The sequence below is a fragment of the Candidatus Pelagibacter sp. Uisw_113 genome (assembly GCF_047717815.1).
GTDB lineage: Bacteria > Pseudomonadota > Alphaproteobacteria > Pelagibacterales > Pelagibacteraceae > Pelagibacter.
Genome location: NZ_CP159809.1, coordinates 457,662 through 478,854, shown reverse-complemented (window position 1 = coordinate 478,854; position 21,193 = coordinate 457,662). Strand labels below are relative to the sequence as shown.

Below are 21,193 nucleotides of genomic sequence, written 5' to 3'. Positions count from 1 at the left end.
ATGGCAATGGATATAAAAGAAGTTGAAACACTTATTAAAGAAGCTTTGCCAGATGCTATAATAGAAATTCAAGATTTAGCTGGAGATAGTAATCACTACTCAGCAACAATTACCTCAAGTAAATTTTCTGGAAAAAGTAAAATTGAACAACACAAGATGGTATATAATTCTTTAAAAGGTAAAATGGGCAACGAACTTCATGCATTAGCAATTAAAACAAAGGAACAATAATGGACGATAGCACAAAAAATTTAATTCAAAGTCATATTGATACCAACGAAGTATGTTTATTTATGAAAGGAACGCCTGATGCACCTCAGTGTGGATTTTCTATGGCTATATCAAATATGTTAAAAATTTTAGAAGTTAATTATAAAGGGATTAATGTTCTCGAGTCTCAAACTTTAAGAGAGAGTATAAAAGAATTTAGTGACTGGCCTACTATTCCACAAGTTTATATCAAAGGTGAATTTGTTGGTGGCTGTGACATCGTTAAAGAAATGTATGAAAATGGTGAACTCAAGAAAGTACTTGAGCATAAAGGAATTAATTTTAAAAAGTAGCTATTTAAAAAGCATTCTCAATCTTTTTGAGAAATATTTTTTCAATAAATTTAGTATTGATATTTTTTTAAATGCATTTTCTGTACTTTCATTAACAATATAATTAATTGAGTCTTCCCAAATAAGCTCTAATATTAAGCTTGTTCTAAAAACTCCATTTAATTTTTTAATTGTAGATACTGTTAGTACAGGTTCAAAATACTGAACTTTTTTTGAAATTAATAGTTTGTTTTCCACATCATCAAAATCCATGTGCCATAAGTGATCTTTTTTATTTTCAAAGACCAGATTGTCTTCAAGCATAGTAGGTAATTCGACATAACCTTTTTTTGATACTCTTTCTAATTCTTTAATAAAAAAGTCAATATCCTCAACATGTTCCATGACATGGCTAGCCAGAACAAAATCAAACTCCTTATCTTTAAAGGGTAATTTTTTTTCTGTTAATCTAATAAATTTTTTATCCTGATAATGATTTGATAAATCTTGTACATCGCAAATAACTTTAGCAAATTTACTAGCATTGTATCCACATCCAATATCTAAAATATTCCATGTAGTATTATTTTGTAAAAGATTGTCTATATATTTTTTTGAAGTTCTTTTAATCAAGAATTAACGAGAATAGTATTCAATTACTAAATTTGGTTCCATTACTACTGGGTAAGGAACTTCGTCAAACTTAGGTGTTCTAACAAAGGTAACTTTTTTATTCTTTTCATCTAGTTGAATATATTCTGGTGTTTCTCTTTCTTTGTTTGCTAAAGCGATATCAATGAAAGCTAACTGTTTAGATTTATCTCTAATTTCAATTATATCTTCTTCTTTAACAACATAACTTCCAATATTAACTTTTTTACCATTAACTCTTACGTGACCATGGTTAATAAGTTGTCTTGCTGAAAATACCGTTGTTGAAAATCTTGCTCTATAAACTACTGAATCTAATCTTCTCTCAAGTAATCCAATTAAATTTTCACCAGTATCCCCTTTTAACATGGTGGCTTTTTTATAAATATTTCTGAATTGTCTCTCGTTAATGTTACCGTAGTAACCTTTTAATTTCTGTTTAGCTTGTAGCTGAATTCCGTAATCAGATGGTTTTCCTTTTCTGCCTTGACCATGCTGTCCTGGACCATAATCTCTTTTATTAAAAGGACTTTTAGGTCTTCCCCATAGGTTAATTTTTAACCTTCTATCTATTTTATGTTTAGCGCTTATTCTTTTTGTCATTTGATAAGAGGGTTTATAAACTTACTCATTATTTTGTCAATCAACCTTTTTTGGACAAACTTGCGAATACACTCGATAAAATACGTGTTTCTTTCTCAGAAAGCTCCATTTTAGAAAAAATACTTCTTAAGTTTTCAAGCATAATAGGTCTCTTCTCCAAAGGTTTGAAAAAGTTCTTTTCCTCTAATTTTTTGATGCACAAGTTAGTCATTGCATGAATATCCTTCTTGCTAGCTAATATTACTTTTTTTGATTTTAAGTACTTTGCACCCTTTAAATTAATGATACTTGCCACTGTGTGAGCAATAATAATGACACTGTGTGACAAGTTTAAAGATTTAAAATCAGGGTTGGTTGGGATTTGCATAGTATAATTAGCATAACTAATCTCATTATTAGATAAACCAGACGCTTCAGAGCCAAATAAAAAAGCTATCTTTTTATTAAAATCAATTTTTTTTAAATCTTCTAAATTGATGTGTTTAATGTTTTTGTTTCTAAACCTTGCAGATGTTGCAATAACGTAATCTACTTTTTTTACAGCAGATTCTAAAGTTTCATGCACTTTAGCATTTATAATTAGATCTTTAGCACCAACTGAAGTTGCTAAAATTTTATCATTTGGGAAAATTGGTTTTGGTTTAATAATAACTAACTTTTTAAAATTAAAGTTTTTAATAGCCCTAGCACAAGCTCCAATATTTTCAGATAATTGAGGTTGATGTAAAATAAATGAAATATTATTAAATGCCATTAAAGACTTGCTGGAGCATTATCTTTAAACAACTTATAATCCAAACTATCAACTAACGCTTTAAATGAAGCATCAATTATATTTGCTGAGACACCAATCGTAAACCAGTTTTTACCTTTTGAATCTGTACTCTCTATTGAAACTCTAGTGATCGCTTCAGTTCCTGTATTTAAGATTCTAACTTTATAATCTACTAATTTTAGATCTTTTAAATATTTTGAGTATTTATTTAATCGATCTACATTTTGTCTAATAGCATTATCCAATGCATTAACAGGACCGTTTCCTTCACCCGTACACATAATTTTTTCACCATCAACTTCGAGCTGTGCTTTAGCTAAAGAAACAATTGCTCCAGTTGAATCTTTTTTAACTGAAACATCGTATTCTTTAATCAATATATATCTTGGTATTTTGCTAATAATTCTTCTGGCTAATAATTCAAACGATGCATCAGCACCATCATAACTGTAACCAATAAACTCTCTATCTTTAACTTCATCTAAAAGTTTTTTAATTTTAGAATCACTCTCTTCTATTTCAATACCGATAGTTTTTAACCTTGAAATTATATTGGATTTTCCAGATTGATCAGAAACTACAATATTTCTAGAATTTCCAACTTGTTCAGGATTAATATGCTCATATGTTTTTGGATCTTTTTGAACAGCTGATACATGAAGGCCACCTTTATGAGAAAAAGCAGCAGCACCAACATATGGGAGATGTTTGTTTGGTTTTCTATTTAAAATTTCATCTAATAATCGAGAGCATTCAGTTAATTTCTTAATATTGTCTAGTTTAATTTTTAATTGAAATTTAGAAGAAAAATCATCTTTTAAAAAAAAAGTTGGAATTAATGACATTAAATTAGCGTTACCACATCTTTCACCTAAACCATTGATGGTTCCTTGCACTTGTCTAACCCCAGCCCAAACTGCAGCTAAAGAGTTTGCAACTGCATTACCCGTATCATTATGTGCATGTATACCTAAATTTTTTCCAGGTATAATTTTAGAAACTTCTGTAACAATTTTTGTAACTTCATGAGGTAAGGTTCCACCATTTGTATCACATAAGACAATCCACCTTGCTCCCTCATCAAATGCTGCTTTAAGGCATGATAAAGCATAATTTGGATTAGATTTGTATCCATCAAAGAAATGCTCTGCATCAAACATGAATTCTTTATTCTCTTTAATAAAGTGTTTCGCTGTCTCTTTGATATTTTCTAAGTTTTCTTCATTAGAAATACCAAGAGCTATATCAACATGAAAATCCCAAGATTTTCCAACAATACAAACTGCTGGTGTGTTTGAATTTAAAAGCGCTGATAGACCTGGATCATTATCTGCACTACGACCAGTTCTTTTAGTCATACCAAAAGATGTTAGTTTAGCATTATTAAATGAATGTTTTTTTTGAAAAAATTCAGTATCTGTAGGGTTTGCTCCAGGCCATCCACCTTCAATATAATCAACCCCTAAATTATCTAATGCTAATGCAATTTTTATTTTATCATCTACAGAAAAATCTACACCTTGCGTTTGAGCGCCATCTCTTAGCGTTGTATCGAATATAAAAAGTTGTTCTTTGTTCATTTTAATTTCCAAATTGTTTTACCATCTTTGTCTTCTATTAAAACCCCTTTATCTAAAAGCTTATCTCTAATGATATCAGCTTCTTTATAATTCTTGTCTTCTCTTGCTTTATTTCGAAGTGTGATCATTTCTAAAATATCATCTTCATTAATGGATGATTTTTTCTTTTTAAATTCAATCCATTCTTCTTTTGTTTTATCTAAAATACCAATGAAATTACAAGCTAATACAAATAAGCTTTTCTCTTCATTGCCCCCCTTTAAAGCTTTGTCATAAAGTTGGTGTAACTTTGCAATGTAGCCAGGTGTATTCAAATCATCGTATAACGGAGATAAAATATCATCATCTAAAACAGTTTTGTCATTTGAGGATAAATAAACTTCATACCATTTATTAATAGTATTTTTGCAATCTTCTAAGAGCTTTTCGTTCCAGTCTAATGGTTGCTTGTAGTGAGCACTCATAAGTGCAAGCTTTAAAACTTGCCCATCAACATTATCTTTAAAATCTTTAATCTTAAGTATGTTGCCAGTTGATTTAGCCATTTTTTCATTAGACATAGTAATAAATGCGTTATGGATCCAATAATTTGCAAAAACTTTAGTGTCATTAGCACATCTTGATTGTGCAATTTCATTTTCATGATGAGGGAAAATCAAATCAATTCCTCCGCCATGAATATCGAATACGCTACCTAGGTATTTCTTAGACATTGCAGAACATTCTAAATGCCAACCCGGTCTTCCTTTGCCCCAGGGAGAGTCCCAAGAAGGCTCATCATCCTTAGAGGGCTTCCATAAAACAAAATCTTCTGATTTTTTTTTATTCTCTGAAACTTCAACTCTAGATCCTGCGATTAAATCTTCTAACTTCTTATTTGATAACTTTCCATAATCCTCAAATTTACTAACTTCAAAATAAACATGACTGTTTGCCTCATAGGCAAAATCTTTTTCTATTAAAGATGATATCATTTCAATCATAAGATCAATATGATCTGTCGCTTTAGGTTGTTGTGATGGGTTATCTAAATTTAAATAATTACAATCATCATTAAAATCTTTGATAACATTGTTGGTTAAATCAGATATTGAAATATTTTTTTCTTTTGCTGATTTAATTATCTTATCATCAACATCTGTAATATTTCTTACATAATTTATTTTATTATTCCCATATTTTGATTTTAGAACCTTGTACAAAATATCAAAAATTACAAGAGGTCTAGCATTACCTATGTGTGGGTTATCATAAACAGTTGGACCACAAACATACATTCCAATTTTTTCTTTATCTAATGGAACAAATTTTTCTTTTTTGTTATTTAGATTGTTTGTTAAATAAATATCCTTGTTCATTATCTTAGAATTATACTTTAATTATAGATTTGTGAATCTATAAGATTAGTTGGGAATCTTGCAAACTGGAATTGGTTCCATTTTATGGAGGTTTATTTTTCTTATTTTTTCGTATTTTTCACGATTTATTGAATTAACATTATTCATAGCCTCTTCTAATTCTTCGTATTTGAGACCTAATTGACCTTCATCAGTTCTGCCATCCTCCCATAATCCATCTGTTGGAGCAGCCTCAATTATTTCTCGAAGAATATTGATGGATTTACCTATTTCCCATACTTCAGATTTATTACAGTCTGCAATGGGTGAAATGTCCACCCCACCATCTCCATATTTTGTATAAAACCCGACGCCAAAATCTTCAACTTTATTACCAGTACCGACTACAATACCTTTGTTCGCAGCAGCTACCTGATAAAGAGTTGTCATTCTAATTCTTGCTCTAGAATTTGCCATCCCAAGCTCACTATCAAAATTAGATAAGGTGTCTTCGAACGTTTCAAATAACTTATCTAGATTTAATGTATGTGCCTCAACATTGTTAAAATTTTTAACAAGCCATTCTTGATGTTTTAAACTTAAATCATGTTGTGATGATTTTTGCTTAATAGGCATTGATAATACAATTGTTTTTACACCCGTCATTGCACTCAATGTGCTTGATACAGAAGAATCTATTCCTCCAGAAATTCCAATGATTAAAGATTGAGCCTTACTTGGCATCTTTTCTACATAATCTTTAATCCAATTGCTTATAAATTGTGCTTTTTCTAATGGTTTCATTATTTAAAATTTAAACAAAATTGTATTTAATACAATGCTTTAAGATGCCGCTTTAATATTTTTTTTAGAATATACTGCATTTTTTTTAATCTCATCGGAAATTAAAAAAGCTAATTCCAATGCTTGATTAGCATTAAGTCTTGGGTCACAATGAGTGTGGTAACGGCTAGATAAATCTTGGTCAGAAATTTTCTGGGCACCACCTGTACATTCTGTAACATCTTGACCTGTCATTTCAATGTGTAGTCCACCCGCATAACTTCCTTCACTTTGGTGACATTCAAAAACATTTTTTACTTCTTTAACAACACTATTAAATGGTCTTGTTTTAAATCCAGTTGTAGCTTTAATTGTATTTCCATGACAAGGATCACATGACCATATTACGTTTAAACCTTCTTTTTTAATTGATCTAATTAACTTTGGTAAAAATTTAGAAACATTCTCATGCCCAAATCTAGAAATTAAAGTTATTTTACCTTTTTCATTTTTTGGATTAATTTTATTGCAAAGGTTTATTAAATCTTCAGCGTTTAATGTTGGTCCACATTTAATTCCAATTGGGTTCTCAATTCCTCTACAAAATTCAACATGTCCACCATCAAGCTGTCTAGTTCTATCTCCTATCCAAACAAAGTGGGCTGAAGTGTCATGATATTCACCCGTTGTTGAATCTACTCTTGTCATTACCTGTTCAAAAGGAAGTAATAAAGCTTCATGTGAAGTCCAAAAGTTTACTGTTTTTAATCTTCTATTAAAATCAGAATTAATTCCACATGCATCCATAAATGCCAATGCGTCTGTAATTCTACCTTCTAAATCTTTAAATTTTTTAGCAGCTGGAGAATTTTTAATAAAACCTAAGTTCCAAGTGTGTACTTTTTTAAGATCGGCAAAACCTCCATGAGAGAAGGCTCTTATAAGGTTAAGTGTAGATGCAGACTGAGAATAAGCTTTAAAAAGTCTCTTAGGGTCTGGAACTCTTGATTTTTCATTAAATTCCATTCCATTAATATTATCTCCTAGATAACTAGGTAGTTCAACGCCGTCAATATTTTCAACAGGAGAACTTCTTGGTTTTGAAAATTGGCCAGCAATTCTTCCAAGTTTAATAACTGGTAGAGACGCAGAGTAAGTAAGCACGAGTGACATTTGAAGTATTAGTTTAAATGTATCTCTAATATTATCAGGGTGAAATTCTGCAAAACTTTCAGCACAATCCCCGCCTTGTAATAGGAAGGCTTTTCCATCAACAACATCGGCAAGTTGCTCTTTTAAATGTCTTGTCTCACCAGCAAAAACTAATGGGGGGAAATTTTTAATTTTACTTAAAACATCATTTAAATCTTTTTGATCAGGATATTCTGGAATGTGTTTTACAGGATAATTTCTCCAACTATTTATTTTCCAATTTTTCATATTCAACCTAGGGGTGTTGTAACAGAGTTTAATTATTATTCAACTGTGACTGATTTTGCTAAATTTCGAGGCTTATCAATGTCATAGCCTTTTTTGAGAGCTGAATAATAAGCTAATTTTTGTAGAGGAATGGTTAATAAAAAAGGCAATAAGTCATCATTAGCACTTTCAACTAATATTGTTTCCCAAATATTTTCTGAAAAAACTTCATCTTTGCTTTTATTGGTTATTAATAAAACTTTAGCACCTCTGGCTATTACTTCCTGCATATTGGAAATTGTTTTTTTATAATATTTATCTCTTGGAGCTAAAACAACAACTGGCATTCCATCTTCAATTAAAGCTAAAGGACCGTGTTTCATCTCACCAGCTGGGTACCCTTCTGCATGAACATATGCTAATTCTTTTAACTTTAAAGCTCCTTCTAATGCAATTGGGTAAGAAAAACCTCTCCCTAAAAACATCGAACCTTTTGCATCAGTAAATGAACTCGAAACTGTTTGAATTTTACTCTCTGTAAGTAAAGTTTGTTCAATTAACTTGGGTAATACTTTTAAGTCTTTAATTTTGTTTGAATATAAATCTTTATCTAAATCTTTTCTTAATATTCCAAATTTTAATACCAAAATATATAAAACAAACATTTGGCCCGTAAATGCTTTTGTAGATGCCACACCAATTTCTGGTCCACAATGTATTGGTAAAATAAATTTAGAATCTCTTGCAATAGAACTTTCTATAACATTAACAACACTGCACGTTTTCATATTATTTTTATTACATAAGTCTAGTGCAGCATATGTGTCTGCTGTTTCACCAGACTGAGAAACAAAAATGTATAAATTATCATTTTTAAATCTATTTTTTCGGTATCTAAACTCAGAGGCAATATCAACTGTTACATCAAGTGTGGTATTTTCTTCAAACCAATACTTTGCCATTAAACAGGAATGAAAAGCTGTTCCACAACCAATTAAAGTAACAGAAGAAATTTCATTTATATTCCAAGGAAAATTATAGATATTAATGTCGTTATTAACTGCATCAACATACTCGTTTATACAGTTTTTTAACGTTATTGGTTGTTCTTCAATTTCTTTGGCCATAAAATGTTCAAAGTCACCTTTGCCATAATCCTGCTCTTTAGAAGATAATTCTAAAACTTTTTTATTAACTATAAGGCCTTCTTCATCAAAAAACTCAACTTGTTCTTTTTTTATGATGCAAAATTCTCCATCATTTAAATATGAAATTTTATTAGTCATAGATTTTATGGCGTAAGAGTCTGATCCTAAATAATTTTCGTTAGGACCATAACCAACTGCAAGTGGTGACCCTCTTCTTGCACCCACTATAAGATCAGGTTGATCTTTAAAAATTACACCTAAAGCAAAACTTCCATGAAGCTGTTTTAGAGTTTTAATAATTGCATCTTTTAAATTAAGTTCTTTTAAATATTCTGTTATTAAATGAACAATTACCTCTGTATCTGTCTGAGATTTAAATACATGGCCTTTGTTTATTAAATACTTTTTTAAAAGTGTAGAATTTTCAATAATACCATTGTGTACTAAAGATACGCTTTCTGATGAATGAGGGTGTGCATTGATAGTGTTTGGAATACCGTGTGTTGCCCATCTAACATGTCCAATTCCAATTGGGCCTGACATGTTTTTAACTGCAAGATTTTTTTCTAAAATATCAACTCTACCTTCTGATTTTGCTTCATTTAATATGCCATCCGATAAAGTTGCAATACCAGCAGAGTCGTAACCTCTATACTCTAATTTTCTAAGAGAGTTGATAATTGCAGATGATACTGGTTTATTACTGACTATTCCTATAATCCCACACATATTATTTTATTTTTCTTTTATAGTTTTTAACTTCAGTTTGAGAGCTTCTAGTTAAAGCTAATGAATTTTTTTTAACTTTTTTTGTAATCACAGAGCCTGCTCCAACAATACTATTTTTTTCAAGAATAATTGGTGCAACTAATGAAGAATTAGATCCTATAAATACATTGTCTTTAATTTTTGTTTTACTTTTTTTAACACCATCGTAATTACAGGTAATTGTACCAGCTCCTACATTAACGCCTTTACCCAATTCACTATCACCAATATACGATAAATGATTAATTTTTGATTTTTTTCCAACTCTACTTTTCTTAACTTCTACAAAATTTCCAATTTTTGACCCTTCTTCAAGAATGGTACCTGGTCTTAATCTTGCATAAGGTCCAACTTCAACTTTATTTTTTATTTTACAATCTTCTAAATGTGAAAATGAATTGATAGTTACATTATTGCCAATTTTAACTTTTTTTCCAATGACAACATATGGATTAATAGTAACATTTTTTCCAATCTTTGTATCTTTTGAAAAAAAAATAGTTTCAGGACCAATCATTTTTACACCAGACTTGATAAAAAATTTACGAAATTTTTCTTGTTCAATATTAGAATTTATTTGTTTCATCTGGAAATATTTTTATATTAAGTGTATAGATAGTTTAATTCACAATTTATTTCTTAAAAATACTTTATTAATGACTCAAAAATACTCAATTTTATTTGACCTAGATGGAACGTTGGTTGATACCGCACCTGATTTAATGAATGCCCATAATCATGTAATGAAAAAATATGGTTATCCTACAAAATCTACAGCAGATATTAGAAATTTAGTTGGACAAGGTGCTGGAGCAATGATTGGTAGGTCTATATGGGGACAGGCTAAAAAAGAGTTTGGTAAGATTGATGATCAAAAAATTAAAGCTGAAATGGTTAAGGACTTTCTCAACTTTTATGGAAAAAATATCATTAAAGAAAGCACACTCATTAATGGTGTAATAGAATTTTTAAAGTGGTGTAAAAAAAAAGAAATTCCAATGGCAGTTTGTACTAACAAACAAGAGTACTTAGCAATCGATCTTTTAAAAAAAATTGGAATTTATGATTATTTTGAATATGTTGCTGGATCAGATACTTTTGATTATTGTAAACCTGATCCAAGACACATAACAAGTATAATTGAAATCATTGGTGGTGATATAAAAAAATCTTTAATGTTTGGTGATAGTGAAACTGATGCAAATGCAGCAAAGGCTGCCTCTGTTCCTGTTATTTTATTAGAAAATGGTTATACAGAAAAAAATTCCAATGAAATTTACCATAATCATTTGATAAAAGACTTTATTGGTGTTGAAAAGATAGTTTCAACTTACTTAAAAGATTGATTTAATTTTTTTTCTTACTATTAATAGGGCAGCATAATTAAGGAGGCCTAATGATTTCGCACAAAGTTAAAGTTTACCCATCAAAAATCCATTTACCAAAAAAAAACCAATTAGCATGGAAAATTGCTGAAATAGCTTCTGATAATGCAAAATTAGATAAGGCATCTATTGAAATGGTTATTAATAGAATAATTGATAATGCTTCAGTTGCTATTGCTTCTTTAAACCGAAAAGCTGTTGTCTCTTCAAGAGAAATGGCCCTAAAGCATCCTAGAAAAAATGGTGCAAATTTATTTGGTATTGATTCAAAATTAAAATTTGATTGTGAGTGGGCTGCTTGGTCAAATGGAACAGCAGTCAGAGAACTTGATTTCCATGATACTTTTTTAGCAGAAGACTACAGTCATCCAGGAGATAATATTCCACCTATTTTAAGTGTTGCTCAACAAACTAAAAAAAGTGGGCTAGATTTATTAAGAGGAATTATCACAGGTTATGAGGTTCAAGTTAATTTAGTTAAAGGAATTTGCCTACATAAACATAAAATTGATCATATTGCGCATTTAGGACCAAGTGTTGCAGCAGGTTTGGGAACAATGTTAAAGTTAAATACTGAAACAATTTACCAAGCAGTTCAGCAGGCATTACATACTACAGTTTCTACAAGACAATCTAGAAAGGGTGAAATCTCTAGCTGGAAAGCTTACGCCCCTGCTCATGCTGGTAAACTTGCAATCGAAGCAGTTGATAGAGCGATGCGTGGTGAAGGTGCCCCAAGTCCAATTTATGAAGGAGAAGACAGTGTTATAGCCAGAATATTGGATGGTAAGAAAGCTTTATATAATGTGCCTCTTCCTAAGAAAAAAGAATCTAAGAAAGCAATATTAGAGACCTATACAAAAGAATATTCAGCAGAATACCAGTCTCAAGCACTGATAGATATTGCCAAAAAACTTAATAAGAAAATTCCAAATTTAAATCAAATCAAAAAAATTGATATTCATACAAGTCATCACACTCATTACGTAATTGGAACTGGTGCAAATGATCCACAAAAAATGGATCCAAATGCTAGCAGAGAAACTTTAGATCATTCTATAATGTATATTTTTGCAGTAGCACTTGAAGATGCTGATTGGCACCATGTTAAATCATATACTAAACAAAGAGCTAATAGAAAAAGCACTATAAAAATTTGGAAATCTATTACTACTTATGAAGATAAAAAATGGACTAAAAAATATCATGATCCTAATCCAAAAAATAAATCATTTGGTGCAAAAGTTGTAGTTACTTTAAACAATGGTAAAAAGATTGCAGAACAATTAGATAGAGCAGATGCTCATCCATATGGAGCACGTCCCTTTAAAAGACAGAATTATATAAACAAGTTTTTAACATTAACGGATGGTATTTTAGATAAGAAGGAAAGTGATCGTTTCTTAAAAGTTGTACAAAATCTTAAAAACTTGAAAGCTGGGGAGTTAAACAAGCTAAACATCCAGGTTAAAAGAAGTCAGATAAAGAATAATACAAAACAAGGAATTTTTTAGTGCATTTTGTAGATAAAGAACCCAGTCAAAAAAGAGCTGACTTTGTCAGTAAATTAAAATCAAATAAAATTTTAAGAGTTCCGGGTGCTTATAATCCACTAACAGCAAAACTAATTGAAGAAATTGGTTATGATGCTGTTTACGTATCAGGTGGAGTTATGGCTAATGACTTAGGGTTTCCAGATATAGGTTTAACTACGTTGCAAGATGTAAGTACTAGATCTTATTTAATATCTAGAGTTACAAGTTTACCCACAATTGTTGATATAGACACTGGTTTTAAGTCTTGTAAAGAAACTATTAAAACTTTTGAAGAATTTGGCGTGGCAGCTGTACACTTAGAAGACCAGGTTGAACGTAAAAGATGTGGGCATCTAGATAACAAAGAATTAATCTCAACTGAAGCAATGGTTAAGAAAATTAAAGAGTGCGTTGCAGCAAAACAAGATGAGAATTTTAAAATTATAGCAAGATCCGATGCTAAAGGAGTTGAAGGAATAGATAAAATGATTGATAGATGTAAGGCGTATATTGATGCTGGAGCTGAAATTATCTTCCCAGAAGCCTTACAAGATGAAAAAGATTTTGAAAAAGTTAGAAAAGAACTATCATGTTACTTGCTCGCTAATATGACTGAATTTGGAAAATCTAAGTTATTCAATTACAAAGAATTAGAAAATTTTGGATATAATATTGTAATTTATCCAGTAACCACACAAAGATTAGCTATGAAAAATGTAGAAGATGGCCTTAGAGACATCTTTGTGGATGGACACCAGAACAATATTATTGATAAAATGCAAACTAGAAAAAGACTTTACGAATTAGTTGAGTATGAGAAGTATAATTCGTTAGATGAAAAAATTTATAACTTTAGCACAGAAGGACATGAATAATGAGTGATGATATCAAAAAAGGTTTGCTAGGGATAATTGTTGATGAAACTGAGATTTCAAAAGTTATGCCAGAAATTAACTCTCTAACTTATAGAGGTTATGCAGCTCAAGATTTATGTGCAAGATGTGATTTTGAAGAGGTTGCATACTTAATTTTAAATAAAGAATTACCAAATAAAAAACAGCTAAAGGATTTTAAGAAAGAATTATCTAAAGAAATAACCTTATCAAAAAATTTAATAAGCATTTTAAAAAAAATACCTAAAAATTCTCATCCAATGGACGTTGCAAGAACTGCTGTTAGTGTAATGGGTCTTGAAGACAAAGAAACTAAAGATAACTCTCCAAAAGCAAATTTAAGAAAAGCAATTAGAATTTTTGCAAAAACACCTACTGCGTTAGCTGCTTTTTATAGACTCAGAAAAGGAAAAAAAATTATAGCACCAAAGAAAAAGTTTAATTTTTCAGAGAACTTTTTCCATATGTGTTTTGGAAAAGTTCCTAATAAAGAAATTGTTAAAGCTTTTGATGTCTCATTAATTTTGTACGCTGAGCATAGTTTTAATGTATCAACTTTTACTGCAAGAACTATTACCAGTAGCTTATCCGATATTCATGGAGCAATAACAGGTGCAATTGCTAGTTTAAAAGGTCCTCTCCATGGTGGTGCTAATGAAGAAGTTATGCACATGATGAAAAAAATTAAAAAACCTGAAAATGCATTAAAGTGGATCACTAAAACTTTGAAAAATAAAGATGTAGTAATGGGTTTTGGTCATAGAGTTTATAAAAGTGGAGACTCAAGAGTTCCAACAATGAGAGAATATTTTAAAAGAGTAGCAATCATTAAAAAAGATAAAACCTTTGAAAAAATTTACGATATTGTTGAAAAGGTAATGATTAAAAAAAAAAATATTTATCCAAATGTCGACTACCCAACAGGACCTACTTATCACTTAATGGGTTTCGATACTGATTTCTTTACACCAATATTTGTAATTTCAAGAATTACTGGTTGGTCAGCACATATTATGGAACAGCATGCTGCTAATAAATTAATTAGACCTCTTGCAAGTTATAAGGGTAGTAAGCATAGAAAAGTTATACAGCTAAATCAAAGATAATTAGTTTTTTTCTATTTTTGCAAATCTTTCAAAAATAATTTCTGATTTAAGACTGTTCTCTGTAACAAATTCATCAATAGCTTGTTTTACCCCTGGTGCTTGACTTAAGTTGTAATCATCACAAAGAATAGTTCCATCATTGTCTAGAACTGCTTTTGAATAATGAAGATCATTTTTAACTGTTTCATAAGCATGTCCTCCATCTAAAAAAACATAATCAATTTGAGACATATCCATTTTTTTTAATAGGTGGTTGGAATTCCCTTTAATTAGATGAATGTTTTTTTCAAATTTTTTTAAAAGATAAGTTACCGCGTCAACTGAGTACGGGTCCTGTCTTAAAATATATTCAAAATATATCTTTTTTAATGGATTGTTAAATTTAGTATTTGGAATAACTTCATTAGCATTTTCAGAACTTTCACCAAATAAATCTAACCCAACATATTTGAAATCGTTTCCATGAATACTATGTAATAATTCACAAACGTTTCTTGCAGTAACACCGTGGAACACACCAATCTCGAGGAAATTTTTAGGTTTCATGGAGGCTATTTCATTAAGAAAATGCTCTCCAATACCTTCTTGTTTAAGGCTAGTTTTTCTAAAATACTTCTTATATTTCAAAAGATTAACTAAAAGCTTCTGTCCAAGTTCCTTGAGTAGATGCTTTAGAATATTCAGTAGAACGACCTTCAAAGAAGTTCATGTGTTCAACTGCATTCAACATAGAATCTAACCAAGTAAGTGGATTTTTTTCCACATCATAAATTGGGTCTAATCCAAGTTGAGATAATCTTCTATTAGCAATGAACCTTATATAAAGTTTTACATCTTGCGCTGTAAGACCTTCCATAGGACCCATTTCAAAAGCTAAATCAATAAAAGCGTCTTCATGCTCAATGATTGTTCTGCATGCTTTATAAAGTTCTTGTTTTAATTCAGGATTCCATATTTCAGGGTTCTCATGAATGAACTCTTTAAACAATCTAATCATAGAATTACAGTGCAACGTTTCATCTCTTACAGACCAAGTAACAATTTGACCCATCCCCTTCATTTTATTATGTCTTGGGAAGTTAAGTAAGATTGCAAAACTTGCAAACAATTGTAAGCCTTCAGTGAATGCACTAAATACAGCTACAGTTAATGCAATATCTTTTTTTGAACTCATGTCAAAATTTTGCATGTAGTCATATTTATCTTTCATTTCTTTATATTTCATAAATGCAGAATATTCTGATTCAGGCATTCCAATAGTATCAAGTAAATGAGAGTAAGCAGCTATGTGAACTGTTTCCATTGAAGCAAAAGCAGTCATCATCATTAGAACTTCTGTAGGTTTGAATACAGTTGTATAATGTCTTAAATAACAATTTTGCACTTCAACATCAGCTTGAGTAAAAAATCTAAAAATCTGTGTTAATAAATTCTTTTCAGACTGAGTTAAATTTTTCTGCCAATCTCTAACATCATCACCAAGTGGCACTTCCTCTGGTAACCAGTGAATTCTTTGTTGTGTTAACCAAGCATCATAACACCATGGATATCTGAAAGGTTTATAAACTGGGTTTTCAACTAATAGTCCCATTTTTTGTGGTTGAACTATTTCATTTTTTTCTGGTTGAATAATTTTAGTATCCATTTTTTCTACTGACATGATAGGCACTCCTCGTATTCTGGTTGTTCAGTTGTTTGTGGTTTTGATTTGTAAACATTTGCGGTAACATCAGTTGCTTTAGTATCATTAACATTCTCCGCACGTTGGATTGATTTTGATCTACAGTAATAAAGGCTCTTTAAACCTTTTTTCCAAGCATCAAAATGAATTTTATGTAGTTCTCTTTTGTGAATATCAGCTGGTACAAATAAGTTAATTGATTGAGCTTGAGATATAAAAGGCGTTCTATCTCCACTTAATTCAATAATCCATTTTTGGTCCAGTTCAAATGCAGTTTTAAAAACATCTTTTTCTAAATCGGTTAAAAAGTCTAAATGGGAAACAGAACCTTCGTTTGTTGTAATACCAGACCAAACATCATCATTATTTTTTCCATGTTTTTCTAATAACTCAACTAAATATCTATTTCTAACGTTAAATGAACCTGAAAGAGTTTTGTGCGTATAACTGTTAGCTGCAACCGGTTCTACTCCAGGGGACGCTCCACCACAGATAATAGAAATAGAAGCTGTTGGTGCAATAGCAGTTTTGTTAGAAAATCTTTCATTAAAACCATAATCAGCAGCATCAGGACAAGCTCCTCTTTCGTCTGCTAGATCTTTAGAGGCTTGATCTACATGTTCTTGAATATGTTTAAAAATCTTTTTATTCCAAACTTTACTCATAACTGATTCAAGGGGAATACTATGTTGCTGTAAGTAAGAATGGAAACCCATAACACCTAAGCCAACACTTCTTTCTTTTTCAGCAGAATATTTTGCATCATCAAATTGTTCTGGAGCTCTTTCAATAAAGTCTGTTAATACATTATCTAAAAATCTCATAACATCATTAATCATAACGTTATCGTCTTTCCACTCATCATACTTTTCTAAGTTTAAAGATGATAAGCAACAAACAGCAGTTCTATCTCTTCCATTTTTATCTATTCCAGTAGGTAAAGTAATCTCACTACAAAGATTAGAAGTTTTAACAGTTAATCCCGCTAACTTATGGTGTTGAGGAATTTGTCTGTTAACTGTATCGATATAGATAATATAAGGTTCACCTGTTTCAATTCTTGCAGTTAACAATCTAATCCATAAATTTCTTGCAGAGATAGTTTGTTGTACAGTTCCATCAGCAGGACTTTTTAGTGCCCACTGCTCATCTGTTTCAACAGCTCTCATAAATGCATCTGATACTAAAATACCATGATGAAGGTTCAAAGCTTTTCTATTTGGATCTCCACCTGTAGGTCTTCTCATTTCAATAAACTCTTCAATTTCAGGATGATCAATTGGAAGATAACAAGCAGCCGATCCTCTTCTTAATGAACCTTGGCTAATCGCCATCGTCAACGAATCCATTACTTTAATGAAAGGAATAATTCCTGATGTCTTACCAACTTTACCAATTTTTTCTCCAATAGATCTTAGGTTACCCCAGTAACTTCCAATCCCACCACCCTTAGCAGCTAACCAAACGTTCTCACTCCACAGATCAAGTATTCCATTTAAACTGTCTGATGCTTCATTTAAAAAACATGAAATTGGTAAACCTCTTTTAGTTCCACCATTTGATAAAACTGGAGTTGCTGGCATGAACCATAAATTACTAATGTAGTTATAAATTCTTTGTGCATGTAAATTGTCATCAGCATATGAACTTGCAACACGGGCAAACAAATCTTGGTAAGATTCGTTATTTCCTAAGTATCTATCTTTTAAAGTTGCTCTGCCAAAATCTGTTAATTTAGAATCTCTTGTTCTATCAATTTTAATAATAATGCCTTTTTCATTTTGAAAAAGTTCAGTGTCATTACTAAGTGAAAATAAATCTGGTCCTTTATTTTTTGAAAGTTCGCTATTATCAGGGCTATATTCGGAGACAGCTTTCTTAAGTGCCTGTGATAGTATTTTGTTCATATTTTAATATTTTATAAGTTTTTTTTTACAAAACAACTACATGTTGTATGCTGAAAGCATTGATACACCATATAAATAGTTATTCAACAGAACATTTATAGAACATAGAAAAAAAATATCAATAAAAAAATAAAATGAATGTAAGAAAGGTTAGCAATGACAACAAATTTAAAAATAGATCCATATGGCTTCAGGGAGTATGACGCAAGGTGGTTGTATGAGAAGGACATAAACCAACTCGGAATAGAGAATCTAGGTAAAGGTTTGGGCACTCAAATTATAAAACATACAAAAAAAACGAATCCAAGAGTAATCGTAGGTCATGATTATAGATCTTATAGTGAAGAAATTAAAACTGCTCTTAAAAAAGGACTGCTTTCAACAGGATGTAATATTGAAGACATAGGTTTATCACTATCCCCTACTGTTTATTTTGCACAATTTAATTTAGATGCTGATGCTGTTGCAATGGTAACCGCTAGTCACAATGAAAATGGTTGGACTGGAGTTAAAATGGGTATCAAAAAAGGTTTAACCCATGCACCAGACGAGATGAAGGAATTAAAAGAGATTACTTTGAATGAAAACTTCATAAAAGGTGAAGGTAGTGAAAAACAAATAGAAGGTTTTCAACAAATTTATAAAGATGATTTAATAAATAAAAATAAAATAACAAAAAAAATTAAAGCAGTTGTTGCATGTGGTAATGGTACTGCTGGAATATTTGCACCTGAAATTTTAAGAGGAATTGGTTGTGAAGTAATAGAACTCGATTGTGATCTTGATTGGACTTTTCCAAAATATAATCCAAATCCTGAAGATTTAGAGATGTTACACGCAATTGCAAAAGCTGTAAAAGATAATAATGCTGATATTGGTTTTGGTTTTGATGGTGATGGTGATAGAGTTGGTGTAATTGATAATACAGGGGATGAAATATTTTCAGATAAAATTGGATTATTGATTGCTAGAAATTTATCTAAAACTCATAAAAATTCTAAATTTATCGTTGATGTAAAATCAACTGGGTTATATGCAACTGATGAAGTTTTAGCGAAAAATGACTGTGAAACTATTTATTGGAAGACAGGTCACTCACACATTAAAAGAAAAGTTAATACTGAAAAAGCTTTAGCTGGATTTGAAAAAAGTGGGCATTTTTTCTTTAATCAACCTTTGGGTTTTGGTTATGATGATGGAATTAATTCAGCAATTCATGTGTGTCATTTACTAGATAATCAAAATAAATCTATGCATGAAATTATAAAAGAATTACCTAATACTTTTCAAACACCTACAATGGCACCTTTTTGTAAAGATGAAGAGAAATATCAAGTGGTTGAAGAATTAGTTAAACAAGTAAACGCTATTAAAGATAATAAAACTAAAATTGATGATCAAGAAATTAGCGAAGTACTAACAGTTAATGGTATCAGATTTTCTTTTAAAGATGGTTCATGGGGATTAATTAGAGCTTCATCAAATAAACCATCACTTGTTATTGTAACCGAAAGCCCAACTTCAGATGAGAGAAAGAAAAAGATCTTTGATTTCATTGATGACCTTTTACAAAAAACTGGCAAAGTTGGTGAGTATGATCAAAAAATATAAATATCTACTAATCCTTATCCTTCTTTTTACCTCTAAAAGTTACGCACTAAGTCCTGAATATGAGAAGGAATTATATATTGGTTGTTACACTAACTCTAAGCAATACCTTGGTACAGATGGAGCTAAAATATACTGTCAGTGCACAATTGATAAATTAAGCTCAAAATTCAATGACAAAGAAATAGATGAAGTCTTCAGTAAAGAACCTGATGAAATTCAACAACTTACAGAGTTCGCTACAATTGAGTGTGAGGGTAATAAATAGTATCTTTATATATGTAAAATTTTTTTATAGAATTAATGTATGTATAAAAAAAATCTTAACTTTGGAACTCAAGTTAGGAAATCTCCTTACTATAACTCAACAGTTAAATGGGGTGCAACAGGTTTTTCAGTTTACAATCACATGTATATTCCTCGTGACTTTGGTGATCCAGAACAGAATTTTTGGAATTTGGTTAATGAAGCAACTTTATCTGATGTAGCCGTTGAACGACAAGTAGAAATTACCGGACCAGACGCTACAAAATTTATTCAACTCTTAACACCAAGGGATTTATCAAAACTTGCAGTTGGGCAATGTAAATACGTTTTAATAGTTAATAATGAAGGTGGGATTTTAAATGATCCAGTTTTATTAAGATTAAAAGAAAACCATTATTGGTTATCTCTTGCAGATAGTGATATTTTATTATGGGCACAAGGGGTTAAAGTTAACTCAAATCTTGATGTTAAAATTATCGAACCCGATGTCTCCCCTCTTCAATTACAAGGACCTAACTCTGGAAAAATTATGGAAAGCTTATTTGGTGAAAGCATTAATGATCTTAAATATTATTGGTTACGTGAATTAGATTTAGATGGCATTCCTTTAGTGGTCTCTCGTACTGGTTGGTCAAGCGAACTCGGTTATGAATTATATTTAAGAGATGGCTCTAAAGGAGATGAATTATGGGAAAAGATAATGGCAGCTGGTAAACCTCATGGATTAAAACCAGGTCACACATCATCGATTAGACGTATTGAAGGTGGAATGTTATCGTACCATGCTGATGCAGATATTAACACGAACCCTTATGAGCTAAATCTAGGACGACTTGTTAATCTTGATACCGATATAAACTTTATTGGTAAAGATGCTTTAAAAAAAATAAATCAAGATGGTGTTAAAAGAAAACAAGTTGGAGTTATCTTAGATTGTGATCCTTTAACTGGACCTAACACTACCTTTTGGGAAATCTTAAAAGACAATAAAGTAGTTGGTAAAACTACTTCTGCAGTTTACTCACCAAGACTAAAACAAAACATAGCTCTTGCAATGGTTTCAATTGACAATTCAGAAATTGGAACAGTTCTTGATGTTAAAATGAATGACAAAATAGTTAAAGCAACAGTTGTTGAAAAACCTTTCTATGATCCTAAAAAGAAACTAGCAAGTTCATAGCAATAAGAGTATTTATAAACCATGT

21 protein-coding genes are annotated in these 21,193 nt (G+C 30.7%); 9 read left to right on the top strand and 12 right to left on the bottom strand.

Annotation, left to right across the window (positions count from 1 at the left end):
• Positions 1-231, top strand: a complete 231-nt coding sequence (locus ABXT39_RS02570) for a BolA/IbaG family iron-sulfur metabolism protein (protein WP_168606144.1) — start codon at positions 1-3, stop codon at positions 229-231.
• Positions 231-563, top strand: a complete 333-nt coding sequence (gene grxD, locus ABXT39_RS02565) for a Grx4 family monothiol glutaredoxin (protein WP_415295715.1) — start codon at positions 231-233, stop codon at positions 561-563. Before ABXT39_RS02570 ends, grxD begins: the two co-directional genes overlap by 1 nt.
• On the opposite strand, the gene ABXT39_RS02560 is transcribed toward grxD, so the two are convergent.
• The 9 genes from ABXT39_RS02560 to ABXT39_RS02520 are packed head-to-tail and all read right to left on the bottom strand — an operon-like array spanning position 564 to position 10,192.
• On the bottom strand, positions 564-1,175 hold the full coding sequence (locus tag ABXT39_RS02560; protein WP_415295714.1) for a class I SAM-dependent methyltransferase: 612 nt from the start codon (positions 1,173-1,175) through the stop codon (positions 564-566).
• A gap of 3 nt (positions 1,176-1,178) precedes the next feature.
• On the bottom strand, positions 1,179-1,796 hold the full coding sequence (gene rpsD, locus ABXT39_RS02555) for a 30S ribosomal protein S4 (protein ID WP_415295713.1): 618 nt from the start codon (positions 1,794-1,796) through the stop codon (positions 1,179-1,181).
• Positions 1,797-1,836: 40 nt separating this feature from the next.
• Positions 1,837-2,550: an RNA methyltransferase gene (locus ABXT39_RS02550; RefSeq protein WP_415295712.1), complete on the bottom strand. Its 714-nt coding sequence runs from the start codon at positions 2,548-2,550 to the stop codon at positions 1,837-1,839.
• Complete coding sequence (cimA, locus tag ABXT39_RS02545) at positions 2,550-4,151, bottom strand: citramalate synthase (RefSeq protein WP_415295711.1); 1,602 nt, start codon at positions 4,149-4,151, stop codon at positions 2,550-2,552. The genes ABXT39_RS02550 and cimA overlap by 1 nt, the downstream gene beginning before the upstream one ends.
• Positions 4,148-5,509: a cysteine--tRNA ligase gene (cysS, locus tag ABXT39_RS02540; protein ID WP_415295710.1), complete on the bottom strand. Its 1,362-nt coding sequence runs from the start codon at positions 5,507-5,509 to the stop codon at positions 4,148-4,150. The genes cimA and cysS overlap by 4 nt, the downstream gene beginning before the upstream one ends.
• A gap of 45 nt (positions 5,510-5,554) precedes the next feature.
• Positions 5,555-6,292, bottom strand: a complete 738-nt coding sequence (gene nadE / locus ABXT39_RS02535) for an NAD(+) synthase (RefSeq protein WP_415295709.1) — start codon at positions 6,290-6,292, stop codon at positions 5,555-5,557.
• A gap of 39 nt (positions 6,293-6,331) precedes the next feature.
• Positions 6,332-7,711, bottom strand: coding sequence for a class II 3-deoxy-7-phosphoheptulonate synthase (locus ABXT39_RS02530; protein WP_415295708.1), 1,380 nt, complete (start codon positions 7,709-7,711; stop codon positions 6,332-6,334).
• A 35-nt stretch (positions 7,712-7,746) separates the two neighbouring features.
• Positions 7,747-9,567, bottom strand: coding sequence for a glutamine--fructose-6-phosphate transaminase (isomerizing) (glmS, locus tag ABXT39_RS02525; protein WP_415295707.1), 1,821 nt, complete (start codon positions 9,565-9,567; stop codon positions 7,747-7,749).
• Between the two features lies 1 nt (position 9,568).
• Positions 9,569-10,192 carry a DapH/DapD/GlmU-related protein gene (locus ABXT39_RS02520; RefSeq protein ID WP_415295706.1) on the bottom strand — a complete coding sequence of 208 codons (624 nt, stop codon included), beginning with the start codon at positions 10,190-10,192 and terminating at the stop codon, positions 9,569-9,571.
• Positions 10,193-10,262: 70 nt separating this feature from the next.
• Between ABXT39_RS02520 and ABXT39_RS02515 the strand changes: the two genes are divergently transcribed.
• The 4 genes from ABXT39_RS02515 to ABXT39_RS02500 are packed head-to-tail and all read left to right on the top strand — an operon-like array spanning position 10,263 to position 14,525.
• Entirely contained in the window at positions 10,263-10,952 is a 690-nt protein-coding gene (locus ABXT39_RS02515) for an HAD-IA family hydrolase (protein ID WP_415295705.1), read from the top strand.
• A gap of 50 nt (positions 10,953-11,002) precedes the next feature.
• Positions 11,003-12,505: an MmgE/PrpD family protein gene (locus ABXT39_RS02510; RefSeq protein WP_415295704.1), complete on the top strand. Its 1,503-nt coding sequence runs from the start codon at positions 11,003-11,005 to the stop codon at positions 12,503-12,505.
• Entirely contained in the window at positions 12,505-13,401 is an 897-nt protein-coding gene (gene prpB / locus ABXT39_RS02505; protein WP_415295703.1) for a methylisocitrate lyase, read from the top strand. Before ABXT39_RS02510 ends, prpB begins: the two co-directional genes overlap by 1 nt.
• Positions 13,401-14,525, top strand: a complete 1,125-nt coding sequence (locus ABXT39_RS02500; RefSeq protein WP_415295702.1) for a bifunctional 2-methylcitrate synthase/citrate synthase — start codon at positions 13,401-13,403, stop codon at positions 14,523-14,525. Before prpB ends, ABXT39_RS02500 begins: the two co-directional genes overlap by 1 nt.
• Here the strand turns inward: ABXT39_RS02500 and ABXT39_RS02495 are convergent, their stop codons facing one another.
• From ABXT39_RS02495 to ABXT39_RS02485, 3 genes are read right to left on the bottom strand one after another with little or no spacing between them, the layout of a single operon-like run.
• Positions 14,526-15,152: a class I SAM-dependent methyltransferase gene (locus ABXT39_RS02495; protein WP_415295701.1), complete on the bottom strand. Its 627-nt coding sequence runs from the start codon at positions 15,150-15,152 to the stop codon at positions 14,526-14,528.
• A 4-nt stretch (positions 15,153-15,156) separates the two neighbouring features.
• Entirely contained in the window at positions 15,157-16,185 is a 1,029-nt protein-coding gene (locus ABXT39_RS02490; protein WP_415295700.1) for a ribonucleotide-diphosphate reductase subunit beta, read from the bottom strand.
• Positions 16,176-18,113: a ribonucleoside-diphosphate reductase subunit alpha gene (locus tag ABXT39_RS02485; protein ID WP_415295699.1), complete on the bottom strand. Its 1,938-nt coding sequence runs from the start codon at positions 18,111-18,113 to the stop codon at positions 16,176-16,178. The genes ABXT39_RS02490 and ABXT39_RS02485 overlap by 10 nt, the downstream gene beginning before the upstream one ends.
• A gap of 156 nt (positions 18,114-18,269) precedes the next feature.
• Here ABXT39_RS02485 and ABXT39_RS02480 point away from each other — a divergent pair, with 156 nt between their 5' ends.
• Genes ABXT39_RS02480 through ABXT39_RS02470 form a run of 3 tightly spaced genes read left to right on the top strand, consistent with a single transcriptional unit; the run spans position 18,270 to position 21,168 of the window.
• The gene (locus ABXT39_RS02480; RefSeq protein ID WP_415295698.1) at positions 18,270-19,724 is read left to right on the top strand and encodes a phosphomannomutase/phosphoglucomutase; all 1,455 of its coding nucleotides are present in this window, start codon (positions 18,270-18,272) and stop codon (positions 19,722-19,724) included.
• Complete coding sequence (locus tag ABXT39_RS02475) at positions 19,708-19,989, top strand: hypothetical protein (protein ID WP_415295697.1); 282 nt, start codon at positions 19,708-19,710, stop codon at positions 19,987-19,989. The genes ABXT39_RS02480 and ABXT39_RS02475 overlap by 17 nt, the downstream gene beginning before the upstream one ends.
• A 39-nt stretch (positions 19,990-20,028) precedes the next feature.
• The gene (locus ABXT39_RS02470; protein ID WP_415295696.1) at positions 20,029-21,168 is read left to right on the top strand and encodes a glycine cleavage T C-terminal barrel domain-containing protein; all 1,140 of its coding nucleotides are present in this window, start codon (positions 20,029-20,031) and stop codon (positions 21,166-21,168) included.
• Positions 21,169-21,193: the final 25 nt, after the last annotated feature.